This window comes from Marinobacter sp. BW6 (assembly GCF_008107725.1).
Lineage (GTDB): Bacteria > Pseudomonadota > Gammaproteobacteria > Pseudomonadales > Oleiphilaceae > Marinobacter.
This window is the reverse complement of record NZ_VIRN01000068.1, coordinates 1-17931: the sequence shown is the minus strand read 5'-3', so window position 1 is coordinate 17931 and position 17931 is coordinate 1. Positions and strand designations below refer to the sequence as shown.

The following is a 17931-nucleotide window of genomic DNA, read 5'->3' as shown; positions in this document are numbered from 1 at the left end:
ATGAACGAATCGGCCATCCGGTCCAATGAGGCCAGCGAATCCCGAACGACCAGTGCGAAACTGCTGCTGGTTGACGATGAGGATAATATTCTTCGCAGTCTGAAACGGGTGCTGCGCAAGGAGCCCTACGAGCTTGTCACCGCCGCGTCGGGTGACGAAGCATTAACGCTGATGGAAGACCAGCGCTTTGATCTGGTGATTTCCGACGCTCGGATGCCGGGGATGGACGGCCCGACCCTGTTGGCCAACATCAGAAAGCGGTTCCCCTGGTGCATACGGATTCTGTTAACCGGATACGCTGACATCAATTCGACCGTTTCAGCTATCAATGAAGGCCAGATATACCGCTACATCAGCAAACCCTGGGATGACGACGAGCTTCGGTTGATTCTTCGCCAGGCTCTGGCATTCCAGCAGTCCGAGCGTCGGCGACTGGCTCTGGAGAAACTGACGCGCAAACAGAACCGTGAGCTTAAGGAGCTTAATGGCACCCTTGAGGAAAAGGTTCGCGACCGCACCGCGGAGCTCAAAGAAACCGCCGACATGTTGGATCTGGCCTACCAGGAACTTCGCCAGAGCTATGTAACAACCACGGAAGTCTTCTCTTCCCTGATCGATAAACGCCTGCCCGCCAACCGCCAGCCCAACGCCAAAGTTATTGCCCTGGTCAAGGCCTTTGCCGAGCACCACAAGCTCGATGAAGAATTGAGCCGGAACCTCGCCATGGCAGCGGCCCTCTACAACCTGGGCAAGCTCAGCTGGCCAGATGAGCTGTTCACGGCGCCATCGGACCTGCTCAGCAAAGACCAGCGATTGGAATACATGAAGTATCCGGTGGCCGGTGAGCAGCTACTGATGGCCCTGGAACCTCTGCGGGACGCCGCCAAAATCATTCGCCACCACCAGGAAAAGTGGAATGGTTATGGCGTGCCGGACCGTCTGGAAGGAAAGGATATTCCGCTCGGGTCACGAATTCTCCGTCTGGCAGTCGATTTCATCGAACTTCAGTACGGGCTGATCCTTGAGCGCCGGGTGCCAAGGGATAACGCCATCAAACTGATCAAGCGCTACCGCGACCGGCTCTACGATCCAGAAGTGGCCAATCAGTTTCTGGAAATGGTGATCGAGTTTGCCCCGGACATTGAGCACGAAGACCCGAACGTTCTGGTGCTGGACACACTGCGATTGAAGCCGGGAATGGTGCTGGCGCGAAACCTTTACGCAGCCTCAGGTATGTTGCTGTTGAATGAAGGCAAGGTGCTGACATCCATTCTGATCGACAAGCTTGCGACCTTTGAGAAAGGCGAACCGGACGGCCACCGCTACACTTTGTATGTGCATCGTCCGGAAGAAGATACGGAGACCACCCCATGACCAAGATCCAGCTCGTGGACGACGAGCCCAACATTCTGAGCGCCCTGCGCCGGCTGCTAAAGCCCCAGGGCTGGGAAGTGCACACCTACAACACGGTGGAATCCGCCCTGGGCGGTCTGCTCGAACACGATTATGCCGTGATTGTTTCGGACTACCAGATGCCCACCGCAGACGGCGTGACTTACCTGCAGTTTGCCAAGCAACGGCAGCCCGATGCCATGCGGCTGGTTCTGAGTGCCCACGGCGATCGAAGCTCGATGATAAAGGCCATCAATCAGGCGGAAGTTTACCGTTTCCTGTCCAAGCCCTGGGATGATTACGAGGTGGTGGCATCCATTCAGTCGGCAATCGACCTGTACCGGTTGAAACTGGAGAACCGTCAGTTGCGCGAGGAAGTGGATACCCAGAAGGCGATGCTCCGTGCAAGGGAGGAGGAACTATTGAGACTGGAAACCGAGAACCCCGGCATAACGCGGGTACACCGTGATACAGACGGCTCGGTTCTGATCGGTGACCATGACGGATAACGATATCGCCCATGCCTGATTTCGATGCGGACGACAACAAGCTGACGCTCAAGGTGGTGTTTTACGGACCAGCGCTCAGCGGCAAGACCACTAACCTGATGCAACTCCATTCCCTGCTGAATCCGCAGCGCAAGGGAGAGCTGATGGTGCTCGAAACCCGTGACGACCGCACCTTGTTTTTCGACATGTTGCCTATCGGGCTGCGTGGCGATTCGGGGCTGGACCTGCGCCTGAAACTCTATACCGTGCCGGGACAGGTACAGCACGACAGCACCCGAAAGGCCGTGCTTTCAAGGGCGGATGGCGTTGTGTTCGTTGCTGATTCACAGCTCTCCCAACAGGATAACAACGCAACCGCTTTCGGAAACCTGGAGGAAAACCTGGAAAAGGTCGGGCTGGATATTGACACCCTGCCCATGGTGGTTCAGTTCAACAAGCGGGATATACCCGGAGTGGCGGACGAACAGGACCTGCAGACGCGTTGGGCCTCAACCCCATGGGCACCGCTGATCATGGCCTCGGCGCTTCAGGGCAAAGGTGTTATCGATACGTTCAAGCTGCTGCTGGACCGTCTGTATACGATCATTAATGGTGAATACCATCTGGAGCGGCAGCACGGCATCAACCGACAAACGTTTATTGAAGGCCTCAGTGCCAGCCACGGGGAACGCTATGCGCACCTTTGAAGACGATCCGGCCCTTGAAGATTTGCTCAGTCCAGAGCAAAAAGAGCGTCTCGATCGGCTGCTGAGCGACCTGTGCACTGAACCCGTCCGTCTAAGTGCGCAGAGATCGGAAGGCTCCGTTCCGGTGGAGTTCAACCTGGAGACCATCGGCTGGCTAACCGGCGGATCGAGGGAGGAACGGCAGGCCGCGGCAAACCTGATCGGATTTATCATGATGTTCGTCGCCAAGTACCGATTGGCGGCCAACCTTCATCATGACACCACCGAAGCCAGCTACGCGGAACTGCAGCGTCAGAACGAGGCATTGAAAGCCTCGGAAGCCCGATACCGGGAGCTGTCGGAGCAGCTTCAAGACAAAGTGGACGAGCAGGTCAGGGTCATACAAAAAAGCCAGCAGGAGCTTTACGAAAGCGCGCGGCTGCGATCGGTCGGTCAGCTGGCGGCGGGCGTAGCCCATGAGATCAACAACCCGATCGGATTTATCAGCAGTAATCTGAGGGTGGCGCGGGATTACCTCGAAGACCTCCGCGAGATGGTTCCGGCCTCGCCAACCAATCAGGAGTTGCTCGACGACTTCGAGGATCTGCTCACCGAATCCATGGACGGCACCACTCGGGTGGCCGGCATTGTTTCGGATCTGAAAACCTTTTCAAGCATAGACCAGGCTGACTATTCTATATGCAACATCAATGAGTTGCTGCAAAGTGCCGTTCACCTGGTGCAAACGGAATACCATCACAACCTGAAAATCACCGAACGCCTCGACGAACTGCCTCCGGTAACGGGACACCCTTCCCGGCTATCCCAGACCTTTTTCAACCTGCTGGACAACGCCGCCCAGGCCCTCAGGGATTCAGACCGGGACCCGGCCAACGGCCGTATTCTGGTTCAATCGCGCATTGACGGTGCCCGCATTCAAGTCATCATTCAGGATAACGGTTGCGGGATTGCGGAGGCGGATCAAGCCCGCATTTTTGATGCCTTCTTCACCACGCGACCGGTGGGTTCCGGCACCGGTCTTGGGCTGACAGTGGCTCGCGATACCGTTCGGGCCCACCAGGGCAACCTGGAAATCGAAAGCCGCCCCGGTACCGGCACACGAGTAACACTGACTCTGCCCATGCACGGTGGCCAGGAACCTTAAATGGCAAAACGTTACGCATCGCTTTTTCAGAGCGAGGAATCTGAAAACCTCCACCATAACGCCCCGGAGGCCAAAAAGGCCCCATACAGACTCCTGCTGGTGGATGACGAGCCCAACATCCTGGCCTCACTGCGCCGCGTCTTCCAGCGTGAGAATTACGAACTTCTTTTCGCCCGCAATGGCGAAGAAGCCTTGCGTATTATGGAAAAACAGCCAGCAGAACTGATCATGACCGATTTCATGATGCCCGGAATGAATGGTAGTGAACTGCTTCGGGAGGTCCGGGAACGCTGGCCCCAAACCATTCGCATCATGCTGACCGGCCATGCCAACACAGACGCCGTGATGGGCTCCATCAAGGACGGGGCGGTTTACCGGTTCATCCTGAAACCGTGGAATGACGATGACATCCGGCTAACCATCGCCCTGGCACTGGAACAGTATGAGCTGATTCAGCGCACTCGCGCACTGGAACAGCAAACCAAAAAACAGAGCCGGGACCTGGAGACCATCAGCAAGCTGACCGCTACCAACCGTAGCCAGCTGGCCATCCTGCTGCACAAGAAGGGTTGGCTGAACCCGCAACAGATTCAGCAACTGCATCGGGAAATGCAGAGCCAGAAAACGCCGGTGGTCCGGCAGTTGCTCAAGCACGAATGGGTGGACTTCCGGAAAGTTTTCGAACTCTTGCGGGACGAAATGTTATTCGAGGAAATCGACCTGCGGGAGTTCCAGCCCGATCCGAGCTTGCTATCACTGGTGCCCCAGAAGATCTGCACACGTCAGCTGGTCTTGCCGTTACGCACCAGTGGGCAGCGTCTTCGACTTGCCATGGTTGATCCCATGGACATCAACCTGATTGACGAGCTCGGTTTCATGACCGGCTACACCATCCACCCTCTGCTCTGCGAAACCTCACAGATGCAGGCAAAGCTGGCGGAGGTGTTTGGAGAAGCGACCGAGCTGGATGACATAACCACCCGGGTTGGTACCGATGATCCGTACGAAGGTATCGAGATTGTTCTCGACGAGGATGCAGACCAGGAATCCCTTGAACAGCTGCTGGGTAGCTCCGAGGAACCACCCGCCATCCGGCTGGTCAACGCCATCATTCTGGAGGCTCTGAGGCTTGGCGCCAGCGATATCCACGTACACCCCCGCACCAAATCGCTGGTCGTGCGCTATCGGATTGATGGGGTGCTGCAGGACAAAATACACATCCCCACCAATCTGCTGATGTCCGTTGTCTCCCGGATCAAGGTCATGGCGGAACTGGATATTACCGAACGCCGCAAGCCCCAGGATGGACGAATCACGGTCAAGACACCGATGCGTATTGTGGATCTGCGGATCTCCACCCTGCCGACCATTAACGGCGAAAAGGTCGTGATGCGGGTACTGGAGCGTCAGTCCTCCGCCCAGTCTCTGGAGGATCTCGGCCTCTCGGAGCACAACCTGAAACGGCTCATGCACGTGATCGCCAAGCCCCAGGGCATCATCCTCGCTACGGGACCCACCGGCAGCGGCAAGACCACAACGCTGTATGCCCTGCTGCAACACAACGCCTCGCCGGAACGTAACTACGTCACCATTGAGGACCCCGTGGAATTTCACGTCGATATGGCCGGCCAGGTTCCGGTAAAAGAGAGGATCGGCCTGAACTTCGCCAGCGTGCTACGGGCGATTCTCCGACAGGATCCCGATGTCATCCTGCTGGGTGAGATCCGGGATGAGGAAACCGCCGATGTGGCTTTCCATGCCGCCATGACCGGCCATCTGGTTTACTCGACCCTACACACGAGTTCGGCTGCGGCAACCGTGGCCCGCCTGCTTGATCTGGGCCTGAAACCCTTTGTACTGGCTTCCGCCCTGGAGGCGATTATTGCCCAGCGGCTGGTTCGCAAAATTTGCACTCACTGCCGGAAAGAAACCCCGCCACCGTCTGAGGTTCTCGCTCAACTGGGTCCCGAGTTTCAGAGCGCAGAGCTGGTGTTCTATCGTGGCGAAGGCTGCAACAAGTGTCATAAGGGCTATAAAGGACGGGTAGCGATTCACGAGGTCCTGACCATGAACGAGGACCTGAGGATTGCGATTACCGAAGGCGCGAGCGCCATGCAGATCGAGACCATCGCCAGGGAGCAGGGCATGAAGGTACTTCTCGATGATGCACTGGAGAAACTGCGGGCCGGTCTGACAACGCCGGACGAAGTGCTACGACTCCTGGGGCCACAGGTGTTGAATGGTTAGTAATCGCAGTCGGGAAATTTTCTGGTTTTGCCTTGCACTGGCACTGGCAATCTCGCTGGCTTCGGTGGGTGGCGTGATTCTCTGGGACTTTTTCGTGGGGGGCTCGGACACCCCCGGGAGAATCTCTCTGCATCCGGGAGGAGGGGTTCTTGCCATCATTATCAGTGCCACGCTGCTAACGCTGCTTTTCCAGTTGCCCAGACTAGCTACCGCCTTCGGTGTTCTGGGCCTGCTGGCCACTATCACCTTCAGCGTACTGCCGGCACTGCCTTTCGGACCCGGCCTCCGATTCATGAAGATCAGCCCACTACTACTGATCGCGATCGGGCTTGTTTTTCTGAGCGCCCTGGGGGCCATCCATGTCCCCAGGGGATGGAAAGTCGGGCTGGTTTCAGCCCCCATTGTGCTTGCCATCGGCTTCATTTCACTCCTGTCCCGCTGGTACCCGTCAATGGCAGCTGCCGGCGTCGGCACCATTGCCGAGTCCACTCTGGTGGTCAGTCCCCTGCTCGTGCTTGTTGGCCTGACCCTGCCTTTCCTTTACCGGATATACCACCGGGAAATCCCGGTCTATTCCAGGGGACTCATCCTGGTAGGCATCTTCGGCATTCTGATAACGACGGTTACCTGGCACACCATGAGGTTGCAATACAGCGAGAATCTCAAGGAACGGGCGCAAACTCAGGTCAGCCAACTGGCCGCTGCCACCGCGTCCGCCTTCCATGTAAAACTCGCGCTGGTAAGACGGCTTGCTGAACGGTGGGAAATTCTTGACGGGGCGCCGTCGGAACAGTTCTGGCAGCAGGAAGTAAGCAGCTATCTGAGGGACTTCCCCGAGATTCGGCTGATTGCTCTGCTGGACCGGGACCTGAACTTCATTCGCGTGGCGTCCCGAACCCTTGATTATCGCACCTGGCTGGATACTTTTCTTGGCCAGAATGGAACGAGGAAATGGTTTGAGCATGTGGTCGAATCCAAGGCGCCTCACCTGAGCTGGCCCATGCCCGACAGAAAAGGCAGGGCACATGCAGTGATCTCCGTCTCGGGAGCCCCTATGCCGGGTAATCCCTGGCCCGTTGTTGCGGTTGTCGACCTGCATCACGTTTACCGGGGGCTTACCCAGCAGCAAAACACCACTCTTAATCTGGCGGTGTTCTATGAGGAACAACTGGTTTATGACACCTCTCCAAACATTCCAAAATCTGAGCAACTACACCTCGCCTCAGCTGTTGTGGAGGCCCATCATGACAACGTCTGGCGGATTGATGCCTACATAGGCCGGGGTTCATTACCAACGGACGAACTCTACCTGCCCCCGCTAATCCTGTTCGGCGGTTTGGGCATGAGTTTTCTCGTGATGCTGATACACCTGTTCTGGCGGGAATCCGAACGTCGATCCGTCGTGCTGACTGAACTTAACGACACGCTCAACTACCACCTGGAGGAGGAACGTAGTCTTCGCCAGACCAATGAAAAAATTATGGAGTTTTCCCGGGATTTGCTTTGTTCCATCAGCCCTGCAGGCAACTTCCTGACGGTCAGCCCGGCCAGTGAGGCCGTGCTCGGCTACGCTCCGGGAGACCTTAAAGGCCAACACTACGATCTGCTGCTTCTCCCCGAAGACAGGGATTCAACCGTTGAGGAAGTCAGGAAACTCGCCTCAGGCCAGAGCAACAGGGCTTCAGGATTCCGAACCCGGCTCCGTCACAGGGACGGCCATACGGTTACCGTTTCCTGGACTGCCGAATGGTCAAAGGAGGATAACGCACTGTTCTGCGTTGGCCGGGATATCAGTGACGAGTTGGTCGCCGAGACGCTCAGCCGGGAGCGTGACCAGTTCTTTTCACTGTCACCAGACATGTTCTGTATTGTCGACCTGAACAGCCATTTCTTCGAGATGAATAACACCTTCGTGCAAACCCTCGGCTATACCCGGGAACAGTTGCTTGGCACCTCCTATCTGGACATTGTTCACACAGATGACCACCAGAAAGTGAATGAAGCCGTCCAGTCCCTGACCGAAGGAGAGGATGTTCACAACCTGTTCATCCGGGCTATCGACACCGCCCATAGCGAACACTGGCTGCAGATCAATGCCATTCTCAGTGGCGACGATCTGATCTACGTCGTCGCCCGAGATATCACCGAATCACTGGAAACCCAGGAGCGACTCAGAAGAAGCGAGGCCCTGCTCAGCATCGCCGAAAAAACCGCCATGATTGGCGGATGGACCGTTGAGATCCCACCCGGGAAAATCACCTGGACGCCGGTCATGTTCGACATATTCGAGGTCCCGCCAGGTGAGGAACCGGATCTGGAGACAGGCTTAAGCTTCTACACCGACGATTCCCGGGAAACCCTCTCCGCGGCGATCGACCTTTGTTCCAGAACCGGCATCCCGTTTGACGAGGAGGTGCAGTTCCTCACCGCCAGTGGGCGGCTCCGCTGGGGGCGTGTCATTGGCCATGCCGTCAAGAACGAGAAAGGAGAGGTCGTGCGATTGCAAGGCGGCTTCCAGGACATTACAGCCTCACGCCAGGCCATGGACCAGATCAGACGCTACGCTGAAAGACAGGCAACCATCTTCGAGAGCATTACCGATGCTTTTTTCACCGTCGACAGGGATTGGCGATTCACCTATGTGAACCGTCGCTCCGAGGAACTCATCCACAAACCACGCGAGGAATTGCTGGGCCATAGCCTTTGGGAAATTTTCCCGGCGGCTATCGGCACCGAGTTCGACGAGATGTATACCCGTGCCATGGAGACCGGCGAGTCAGTCTCTTTCGAAGGTTACTATGCCCCCCTGGATAACTGGCTTGAAATCAGCGCTTACCCGTCCGAGGAAGGGCTTGCAGTATATTATCGAAGCATTCGCGAACGAAAGGAGGCCCAGTGGAAGCTTGAAGAAACGCTCAAAGAACTGGAACGGAGCAACCGGGAGCTCCAGGATTTCGCATTCGTAGCTTCTCACGACCTTCAAGAGCCTCTCAGAAAGATAAGGGCCTTTTCTGACCGGCTTCTGGTGAAATCCGACAAGCTGGGTCCGGACGAGCGGGACTACCTTGAACGTATGCAATCTGCAGCAGCGCGTATGCAATCGCTGATCATGGATCTGCTGTCCTATTCCCGGATAACAACCCGCGCCAAGCCTTTCGAAACCTGCGATACCGAGGCAATACTGAGAGGCGTGCTGCAGGACATGGAAACCGCCATTTCGGCGGAACAGGCGAGTATCCAGGTCTCACCGCTACCTTCCATTTTCGGGGATGCCACCCAGTTGAGGCAGGTATTCCAGAACCTGATCAGTAACTCCATTAAATTTCATGAACCCGGCAAAGTGCCTGAAATAATGATCTACCCTGAGGCAATCGGGCAGGATTGCTGGACACTGGTGGTTTCCGATAACGGCATAGGCTTCGATGAGAAGTACGCGGAGAAAATCTTCCATCCGTTCCAGCGCCTGCACAAGCGTGACGCCTACAGCGGAACCGGGATTGGCATGGCCATTGTGAAAAAAATTCTTGATCGGCACGGTGCCAGTGTCCTAGTCCAGAGTGTTCCCGGCGAGGGAACCACTTTCCGCATCCGTTTCGGGCGTCACGAAACGGTAGAAGGGGCCAACCATGGATAACATACAAGCGACCCCCCTGGTTCTTATCGCCGAAGACGATCCGGACGATCGCATGTTGATTCGCGAAGCTTTTGAGGAAAGATGTCCGAACTGCAGGCTGCATTTTGTCCAGGATGGTGAGGAGCTCATGGCTTTTATCGGGAAAAGTCTCTCAGACGCGGAAAACCTATCGCCTTCGGTGCTGCCGGATATGCTCCTGCTTGACCTGAACATGCCGCTCAAGGATGGCCGGGAATCGCTCATTGAATTGCGAAATAACGCGTTGTTTAAGCAAATCCCGACGGTTGTCATGACCACCTCGGAAAGCGATGAGGACAAACAGTTCTGTCTTGCGAACGGGGCCAACGATTACCTTGTCAAACCCTCCAGCTACACCAAGCTATTGGACGCTGTCGAGTCTTTACAGCCGTATTTTTCGAGAAACGCGGGCAAACATTAAAACCGGATGATTATGAGTAACAGCGACCCGACCCTGCGAATTCTGCTCATCGAGGATGATGAAGACGACTATCTGATTACCCGCGACTTGCTCAGTGAAGCCAGTCCGGTAACCACAGAATTAAACTGGCAGGACAGTTTCAGCACCGGTTTGGAAGCGCTTCACACACTTAAAATTGATGTCGCGCTGATCGACCTCAGACTGGGGCCGGATTCAGGTCTGGACTTGATCAAGCAGGCCCGGGAAGAAGGCATCACCACGCCCTTCATTCTACTGACCGGCCAGGGCGATGCTGAGCTCGATGCCCGGGCGGTAGAACTTGGGGCGGCGGACTACCTCACCAAGGGCGACATCGACAGTCATACACTGATTCGAAGCATCCGCTACGCCATCGATCGGGCCATGGCCAACGAACACCTGGCCAGCAGCGAGGCACACTACAGGCTGCTGTTCGAGAACAATCCGGCGCCCATGTGTCTTATTGACCCAGAAAGCGGTGCCATACAGTCTGTTAACCAAGCAGCTCAACTCCTGTACGGATACTCAGCGGAGGAGCTCGAAGGCAGTCACTGGAGCGTTCTCAGAGAATCTGAGAACGACGCCGATGTCTCCACAGAGGGATTGATCCTCAGGCAGGACGGAAAACTCGAGCATCATCGGAACCGGAACGGCGAGGACCTGTTTGTTGAAGTCGTGTCCGAAGAGATTGTGATCAACCATCACAACCTCATTCTCCAGATGTTGACAGACATGACCGCCCAGATTGCAGGCAACCGCAAGCTTCGGCTGATGCAACGATGCATCGAGTCGAGCTCCAACGGCATTGTTATCTGCGACGCTCATGCTCCGGATTTGCCGTTGGTATACGTCAATCCGACCTTTGAGCGTGTCACCGGGTACTCCAAAGAAGAAGCGTTGGGCCAGAACTGTCGTTTCCTGCAGGGTGATGAATCCGATCCCGACAATGCGCAACCACTGGCCGAAATCAGGGCCGCACTCAGACAGGGCAAGGATGTATCGGCGGTTTTACGCAATTACCGCAAGGACGGGACGCCCTTCTGGAATGACCTGTATCTGTCCCCGATCAGAAACCAGGAAGGCCGGATTACCCATTTTGTCGGCATACAGAACGATATTTCAGAGCGTAAATCCGTTGAAAGCGAGCTTGCATACAATACCAGCCACGACGTGCTTACCCGCTTGCCCAATCGGGCCCTGCTGGAGGACCGTCTGACTCAAGCCTGCCAGTTCGCTCATCGTTACAGAAGGACAGTCGGCCTTCTGTTCATTGATCTGGACGGCTTCAAGCTTTTGAATGACTCCCTTGGCCACCGTGTCGGTGATCAGATACTTGTGGAAGTAGCCCGCCGGCTTGAGGCTATGGTGCGCTCAGGCGACACTATCGCTCGGATGAGCGGCGACGAGTTCGTTGTGGTATTGCCTGACCTGGCCCACACCAACGATATTATTCTGGTGGTTGAAAATGCCATTATGGAGCTTTCCCAGCCTTACCAACTCGGCGATGAAAACCTGCATCTGACTGCCAGTATCGGCATATCCGTCACGGACGGCGGTATCGCAAACCCAATGGAGCTGATACAGCAGGCTGACCTTGCCATGTACAGCGCCAAACAGCTCGGGCGAAACACTTATCAGTGGTTTTCTGAAGAACTGAACACGTCCGCGAGCTACCGGGTAAAACTGAGAAATGAACTCCAGGATGCCATCGAAAACGACAACCTGAGCGTTTATTACCAGCCGATTGTCGATTCCCGAACCGGTCATGCCCGCTCGGTCGAGGCCCTCGTGCGCTGGGAGCACTCAACCCGGGGCCTGGTATCACCGGGGGACTTCATACCACTGGCAGAGGAAACCGGCCAGATCGTTGCCCTTGGCAAACAGGTTTTGTACAAAGCCTGCCGTGACATGGTTGAACTCCAGTCTGCTGGCTTCAGGGATTGCAAAGTAGCGGTAAATGTTTCCCCAATACAGATTCGTAAAGAGGGATTCCGTGAAACCGTCCAGGAAGCCCTCACCCGCTCAGGCCTGTCTCCGGAAGCCCTGGAGCTTGAGGTGGTCGAGTCGTCAGTACTGTACGATACAGACCGGGTAATCCAGACATTGAACGAGTTACGAGAGCTGGGCGTGCGCATCGCCATTGATGATTTCGGCACAGGCTTCTCCAGCCTCAGCTATATCAAACTGATGCCTGCCAACAAGATCAAGATTGACCAGTCGTTTATAAAGGATGTTATCCAGAGTCGAAGTGATGCCGCCATTACCCAGGGCGTTATCTCCATGGCGCATCATCTCGGGCTGGAAGTGGTTGCAGAAGGTGTTGAAACGGAGGGCCATGCCGTCTTCCTGAGAAAGCATCAGTGTGATCTACTACAGGGCTTCGTATTCGCCAGGCCGATGCCTTTTGCAGACCTTAAAACTTACATGAATACCCATGGAGCCGGGACAGCCAACGTCCATAGTGCCGAACTGACAAACCAGAAAACGCTGCTTCTGCTGGACGATGAGGAAAACATACTCAAAGCGCTTAAAAGAGTTTTCCGGCGGGATGGCTATCGGATACTTTCGACTACCAGTATCAGCGAAGCCTTCAGACTACTTGCCGAAAACGACGTCCAGGTCATCATTTCGGACCAGCGAATGCCCGAGATGTCTGGAACCGAGTTTTTCAGTCAGGTTAAGGCCATCCATCCGGAAACGGTCAGGATTGTTCTCTCCGGCTATACCGACCTGAAGTCTGTAACCGATGCCATCAACGAAGGGGCAATCTATAAGTTCCTGACCAAGCCCTGGGACGACAAGCAGATTCGTGAGCAGATTCAGCAGGCGTTTCAATATCACGCGGCCATGCAGACTTGATGAAAGCGATCACGTAAACCGCTGCTTCAACTGGAGTTGAATCCGGATTCAGAGGTAGACTGTCGCCTCGATAAGCAGTATTCAGGAAGCTTTGTTTTGACCGAACTCGTCCGAATCGCACCCGGCGCCCTGACAATCGGCCGGCCCCTGCCCTGGAACGTCTATGATGCTGACGGCAATGTGCTTCTGCGCCAGGGCTATGTCATTCAGACGGATTCCCAGTTGGAACAACTGTTCGAGCGCGGAAGATTCAAGCCTCGCAAGATCGAGCGGCCTCAGGAGGAGGTTTTCGAGGATACACGAGATCGCAACCCATTTGCCGATTACCCGGATCTGCTTCACTCCCTCGAAGCAACCCTGAAAGCTATTACCGATTCTGATCCCTCGGCTAACAAACGCTTGCTCGGCCTCGCCCGAATGATCGAACGCACATGTGCAGAATCACCCGACGCCACCCTGGCACTGGTTCACCTCTACTCGATCGGGCCAGTGATATACGAGCAGATTCTGTTTTACGCCATCCTTTGTCAGTTCATCGGCAAGAAGTTCGGCCTGGAAGAGCAAAGAGTCTCTGTACTCACTACAGCCGCCCTTACGGCGAACCTTGCTCTCGTGCCCATCGCCGACAAACTCAATGCGTCCAATACGGTGCTGAACGATGAGCAACGGGGGGTGATTCGCAAACACCCCCAACGCAGCATTCAGGCACTCAAGGCGGCAGGCATCGACAACAAGCTGCTACTGACCATCATTGCCCAGCACCATGAACAAGCTGACGGCAGCGGCTATCCAAGGGGCCTGAGTGGCACCGAAATACGGCCGGAAGCGGAAATTCTGGCGCTGGCAGAGCGTTACATCGCCATGATCACCAAGCGCGCCTACCGGCAGCGCATGAATGTGACCGACGCCCGGAAGCTGATTGCCAACCTGGCCGATGGCAAGTTCCGACCGGCGATCCCAAAGGCCCTGCTGCAGGTGCTGGGCGAGCACCCACCCGGCATTCTGGTACGCCTTGAAAACAACGAAGTGGGAGTAGTTACCCGCCGGCCAGTCCGGGCCCGGGGGCCCTTCGTGAAAGCCATCTTCGGCCCCCGGGGCAATCGCTACACCGGCACTTTCGAGCGGGACACCAGCGAGCCAGATTTCGGTATTCAGTCTCTCGAAGAGCCTGAAATCATGCCCTCCATGGACTTCAGTCTGGTCTGGGGCTTCCGCTCCTGACCACCGTCGTCACACCCTCATAGACCCAGCGCCTTGGCGTGATGATCCAGGTGATCATCAATGAACGAGGCAATGAAAAAATAGCTGTGGTCATAGCCCCGATGCATGCGCAGATCGATGTGATGGTGGAACTTCTCACAGGCATCTGCCAGAGCATCCGGGTTGAGCTGGCTGTCCAGAAACTCGTCGGCCGTGCCCTGATCCACCAATAGAGGCAAGCGCTCCCGAGCGGTCGGAATCAGCAGAGTGGCATCCCATTCTTCCCAACTGCGGGGGTTGTCTCCGAGGTACCCCGTGAAAGCTTTCTGGCCCCAGGGACATTCAGTGGGGTTCGCGATGGGCGCGAACGCCGATACCGAGGCATAGCGGCCAGGGTTTTTAAGGGCGCAGATCAAGGCACCATGGCCACCCATGGAGTGACCGCTGATTGAACGTTTGTCCGTGGCCGGCAATTCGTTTTCAATCAACTGCGGCAATTCCTTCACGACATAGTCATACATCCGGTAATGGGGTGCCCAGGGTTGCTCGGTAGCGTTGATGTAGAAACCGGCTCCGGAGCCAAAGTCGTAGCTGTCGTCCTCGCCCGGCAGGTTCACCCCACGGGGGCTGGTGTCCGGACAGACAATCGCCATACCCAGTTGCGAAGCGCGCTTCAGGGCGCCGGCTTTCTGCATGAAATTCTGGTCGGTGCAGGTCAGCCCTGACAGCCAGTAGAGGACCGGCACTTTACCCGGCCTGGAGCCCACAGCCACGGGCGGCAGATACACCGCAAACTCCATGTCGCATTCGAGGGTAGCGGAGGTATGCCGGTAACGGCGGTGCTCGCCTTCGAAACAGACGTTCGTGGATAGGAGTTCCATAGTGTCCTCAGTTTTGGGAAAAGTGTGTTTCAGTATTCGGCACTGGCGTGCTTTGGCGGCTCAAGACCAAACCCGGTGCGTGCCAGCTCGGCCAGGATAGCAGTACGCGTGACAATACCAATCAGTTTGCCGTGATCCACAACAGGGTACACCTTTGGCTTGCCCGCACCGAGGTTCTGAGCGAGATCCACGACAGACATCTCTGCCGAAATCGTCACCGGTTTCCGGAACATAACATCGTCAACGAGCGGGTCGCCCTCGCGGTGATAGCCGCTGACCAGCAGGGCATGGATGCAGTCCTGCTCGGAGATAAAACCGATTACATGACGTTGGTCATCAACAACCGGCAGGCCGGTCACGTGGTTGTGGAGCAGCGTCTTCACCACTTTGGTGAGCTGCGTGCCACAACGGATCGGCTCGATGTGGTTCCACATGACATCTGAAACTTTCAGTGAACGCATGGGCAGAATTCCTCCCCCTGGTGTGTGATCGCTATTGATATGAGCATAGGCAATCACATCCGAATCCACCACTTTTCCCGGGCCATCGGTTTACATGGAAAAATATCTGACTAAACTCAGCCGGTTATACCCAACCCGGGTCAAAAATCCAAACCAATCCATGGCATACAGAGGGAGATCCCATGGAAGCTATTTCTGAATTCGTTGGGCAGATAAACGGACTGGTCTGGGGCCCACCCATGCTGGTTCTGATACTGGGGGTCGGGCTGTTCCTTAGCCTGGGCCTGAAGCTGATGCCGGTGCTGAAGCTGGGCGCCGGCTTCCGGCTGATGTGGAAAGGCCGCACCGCCGCCGGTGCCGAATCCGAGGGTGAAATCCCGCCGTTCCAGGCATTGATGACAGCGCTCTCAGCCACCGTTGGCACCGGCAACATCGCCGGGGTTGCCACTGCTGTGTTCCTGGGGGGCCCCGGTGCGCTGTTCTGGATGTGGCTGACGGCCCTGGTGGGGATGGCTACCAAGTATTCCGAGGCAGTGCTGGCAGTGCGTTACCGGGAAGTGGACGAGCGAGGCGCTCATGTTGGCGGCCCTATGTACTACATCCGCAACGGGCTTGGCCGCAAATGGGCCTGGCTTGGCGTCCTGTTTGCCGTTTTTGCCGCCATTGCCGGTTTTGGCATCGGCAACACCGTGCAGGCCAACTCGGTGGCCGATGTCATGGAGACCAACTTCGGGTTGCCACACTGGCTGACCGGCCTGGTTCTCATGGTTCTGGTAGGCATGGTCCTGATTGGTGGCATCCGCAGGATTGGCCATGTTGCCAGTGCCCTGGTGCCGTTGATGGCGGTTTCCTACCTGGTCGCCGGGCTTGTGGTACTGGCCATTAACGCCGCCGACATTCCCGCCGCCTTTTCCCTGGTGATCCAGCATGCTTTCAGCCCCATCGCCGCCGAGGGTGGATTTGCCGGTGCGGCAGTCTGGGCCGCGATCCGCTTCGGGGTGGCTAGGGGCATCTTTTCCAATGAAGCTGGCCTGGGCTCCGCGCCCATTGCCCATGCCGCAGCGCAAACCCGGAACCCGATCAATCAGGGCATGGTGGCCATGCTCGGCACCTTCATTGATACCATTATTATCTGCACCATCACCGGCCTGGTGATTATCACCTCCGGAACCTGGACCTCTGGTGAATCCGGCGCCGCACTGACTTCAATGGCGTTTCAGGAGGCGCTACCCGGCGTTGGCAACTATCTTGTAGCTATTGCCCTGGCAGTATTTGCATTCACAACCATCCTCGGCTGGTCATTCTATGGGGAACGCTGCGTCGAGTTCCTGTTCGGCGTAAAGGCCATAGTGCCGTACCGCGTTGCATGGATTCTGGCCATCCCGGTGGGTGCAACCCTGAACCTGGGTTTCGTCTGGCTGGTGGCAGACACCCTGAATGCCATGATGGCGCTACCAAACCTGATTGCCCTGCTGATGCTCAGCCCGGTTGTGTTCAAGCTTACCCGGGAGCACTTTGAGAAAGAGAAGGCATTGGGGGTTTGAGCCCCTTGTAATTGCCTCCTCTGGCACCAAGATTTGTGATATACACTCAGAACAAAATCCGGCAGTTTTCGGGCCGGGATAACAAACGAAATTGTCACTACCATGATCGAAGGAGAGTACACATGACTTTACGTCTCGGAGATACCGCACCCGATTTTGAGCAGGAGTCCAGTGAAGGGAAAATTTCGTTTTACGACTGGCTGGGTGACAGCTGGGGGGTATTGTTTTCACACCCGGCGGATTTCACCCCGGTCTGTACCACAGAGCTGGGCCTGACCGCCAAGCTGAAGGATGAGTTCGCCAAGCGTGGCGTAAAAGCCATTGCCCTGAGTGTCGACCCGGTCGACTCCCACAAGGAGTGGATCAAGGACATCAACGAAACCCAGGGTTGCTCGGTAAACTTCCCGATCATTGCAGATCACGACCGGAAGGTATCCGAGCTGTACGACATGATTCACCCTAACGCCGACAGCAGCCTTACCGTGCGTTCCTTGTTCGTGATTGATCCGAACAAGAAAGTACGGCTGATGATCACCTACCCGGCTAGCACCGGTCGTAACTTTAACGAAGTGCTGCGGGTGATCGATTCGCTGCAGCTGACCGATGAACACAAGGTCGCAACTCCGGGCAACTGGGAGCGTGGTGGCGACGTGGTCATCGTTCCGTCCCTGCAAGACGAGGAAGAAATCAAGCAGCGCTTCCCCAAAGGCTACAAGGCCGTGAAATCCTATTTGCGGATGACACCGGACCCGAAAGCCAACTGGAGCGGTGACTGATCACTAGCCTCTTAAGTGTCTAGTCCTGAAATAGGTTTACACCTACTTCTATCGAAACGCCCGGTGCACCGCATCGGGCGTTTTGTATTTGAGGGCCAGATGTGGCCGTCTTGTGTTATAGGTCTGCACGGACTGATCAAC

Annotated in this window: 14 protein-coding genes; 11 read left to right on the top strand and 3 right to left on the bottom strand. The window is 56.2% G+C overall.

Going from position 1 to position 17931, the window contains the following annotated elements; all coding sequences use genetic code 11:
• The 9 genes from FMN52_RS16910 (at nt 1) to FMN52_RS16870 (ending at nt 14149) form a co-directional block, all read left to right on the top strand.
• Nucleotides 1-1374 (top strand): HD domain-containing phosphohydrolase, encoded by a 1374-nt coding sequence (locus FMN52_RS16910; protein WP_148610082.1) that lies wholly within the window; start codon nt 1-3, stop codon nt 1372-1374.
• On the top strand, nt 1371-1901 hold the full coding sequence (locus FMN52_RS16905; RefSeq protein WP_148609795.1) for a response regulator: 531 nt from the start codon (nt 1371-1373) through the stop codon (nt 1899-1901). Before FMN52_RS16910 ends, FMN52_RS16905 begins: the two co-directional genes overlap by 4 nt.
• A gap of 11 nt (nt 1902-1912) precedes the next feature.
• Nucleotides 1913-2587 (top strand): GTPase domain-containing protein, encoded by a 675-nt coding sequence (locus FMN52_RS16900; RefSeq protein WP_148609794.1) that lies wholly within the window; start codon nt 1913-1915, stop codon nt 2585-2587.
• On the top strand, nt 2574-3731 hold the full coding sequence (locus FMN52_RS16895; protein WP_148609793.1) for an ATP-binding protein: 1158 nt from the start codon (nt 2574-2576) through the stop codon (nt 3729-3731). Before FMN52_RS16900 ends, FMN52_RS16895 begins: the two co-directional genes overlap by 14 nt.
• On the top strand, nt 3732-5978 hold the full coding sequence (locus FMN52_RS16890; RefSeq protein ID WP_148609792.1) for an ATPase, T2SS/T4P/T4SS family: 2247 nt from the start codon (nt 3732-3734) through the stop codon (nt 5976-5978). It abuts the gene before it with no gap.
• A complete protein-coding gene (locus FMN52_RS16885) occupies nt 5971-9612 on the top strand; it encodes a PAS domain S-box protein (RefSeq protein WP_148609791.1) in 3642 nt (1213 codons plus the stop codon). Before FMN52_RS16890 ends, FMN52_RS16885 begins: the two co-directional genes overlap by 8 nt.
• Nucleotides 9605-10051: a response regulator gene (locus tag FMN52_RS16880; protein WP_148609790.1), complete on the top strand. Its 447-nt coding sequence runs from the start codon at nt 9605-9607 to the stop codon at nt 10049-10051. The genes FMN52_RS16885 and FMN52_RS16880 overlap by 8 nt, the downstream gene beginning before the upstream one ends.
• A gap of 12 nt (nt 10052-10063) precedes the next feature.
• Entirely contained in the window at nt 10064-12928 is a 2865-nt protein-coding gene (locus FMN52_RS16875; RefSeq protein ID WP_148609789.1) for an EAL domain-containing protein, read from the top strand.
• A 96-nt stretch (nt 12929-13024) separates the two neighbouring features.
• Nucleotides 13025-14149: an HD domain-containing phosphohydrolase gene (locus tag FMN52_RS16870; RefSeq protein WP_148609788.1), complete on the top strand. Its 1125-nt coding sequence runs from the start codon at nt 13025-13027 to the stop codon at nt 14147-14149.
• Nucleotides 14150-14166: 17 nt separating this feature from the next.
• Here FMN52_RS16870 and fghA read toward each other — a convergent pair whose 3' ends face one another.
• A complete protein-coding gene (fghA, locus tag FMN52_RS16865; protein ID WP_148609787.1) occupies nt 14167-15009 on the bottom strand; it encodes an S-formylglutathione hydrolase in 843 nt (280 codons plus the stop codon).
• A gap of 29 nt (nt 15010-15038) precedes the next feature.
• A complete protein-coding gene (locus FMN52_RS16860) occupies nt 15039-15470 on the bottom strand; it encodes a CBS domain-containing protein (protein ID WP_148609786.1) in 432 nt (143 codons plus the stop codon).
• 182 nt (nt 15471-15652) lie between these two features.
• On the opposite strand from FMN52_RS16860, the gene FMN52_RS16855 reads away from it, so the two are divergent.
• Both FMN52_RS16855 and FMN52_RS16850 read left to right on the top strand, forming a co-directional pair.
• Complete coding sequence (locus FMN52_RS16855; RefSeq protein WP_148609785.1) at nt 15653-17014, top strand: sodium:alanine symporter family protein; 1362 nt, start codon at nt 15653-15655, stop codon at nt 17012-17014.
• A 122-nt stretch (nt 17015-17136) separates the two neighbouring features.
• A complete protein-coding gene (locus tag FMN52_RS16850; RefSeq protein ID WP_148609784.1) occupies nt 17137-17790 on the top strand; it encodes a peroxiredoxin in 654 nt (217 codons plus the stop codon).
• 48 nt (nt 17791-17838) lie between these two features.
• On the opposite strand, the gene FMN52_RS16845 is transcribed toward FMN52_RS16850, so the two are convergent.
• A partial coding sequence (locus FMN52_RS16845) for an integrase core domain-containing protein (protein ID WP_148606714.1) occupies nt 17839-17931 on the bottom strand: 93 nt, incomplete at its 5' end.

Bases quoted from the DNA above. Each gene is read 5' to 3' on its own strand.
- FMN52_RS16895 (WP_148609793.1), top strand. From the start codon at position 2,574: ATGCGCACCTTTGAAGACGATCCGGCCCTTGAAGATTTGCTCAGTCCA.
- FMN52_RS16890 (WP_148609792.1), top strand. From the start codon at position 3,732: ATGGCAAAACGTTACGCATCGCTTTTTCAGAGCGAGGAATCTGAAAAC.
- FMN52_RS16910 (WP_148610082.1), top strand. From the start codon at position 1: ATGAACGAATCGGCCATCCGGTCCAATGAGGCCAGCGAATCCCGAACG.
- FMN52_RS16855 (WP_148609785.1), top strand. From the start codon at position 15,653: ATGGAAGCTATTTCTGAATTCGTTGGGCAGATAAACGGACTGGTCTGG.
- FMN52_RS16905 (WP_148609795.1), top strand. From the start codon at position 1,371: ATGACCAAGATCCAGCTCGTGGACGACGAGCCCAACATTCTGAGCGCC.
- FMN52_RS16880 (WP_148609790.1), top strand. From the start codon at position 9,605: ATGGATAACATACAAGCGACCCCCCTGGTTCTTATCGCCGAAGACGAT.
- FMN52_RS16860 (WP_148609786.1), bottom strand. From the start codon at position 15,470: ATGCGTTCACTGAAAGTTTCAGATGTCATGTGGAACCACATCGAGCCG.
- FMN52_RS16900 (WP_148609794.1), top strand. From the start codon at position 1,913: ATGCCTGATTTCGATGCGGACGACAACAAGCTGACGCTCAAGGTGGTG.
- FMN52_RS16875 (WP_148609789.1), top strand. From the start codon at position 10,064: ATGAGTAACAGCGACCCGACCCTGCGAATTCTGCTCATCGAGGATGAT.
- FMN52_RS16850 (WP_148609784.1), top strand. From the start codon at position 17,137: ATGACTTTACGTCTCGGAGATACCGCACCCGATTTTGAGCAGGAGTCC.
- fghA (WP_148609787.1), bottom strand. From the start codon at position 15,009: ATGGAACTCCTATCCACGAACGTCTGTTTCGAAGGCGAGCACCGCCGT.
- FMN52_RS16885 (WP_148609791.1), top strand. From the start codon at position 5,971: ATGGTTAGTAATCGCAGTCGGGAAATTTTCTGGTTTTGCCTTGCACTG.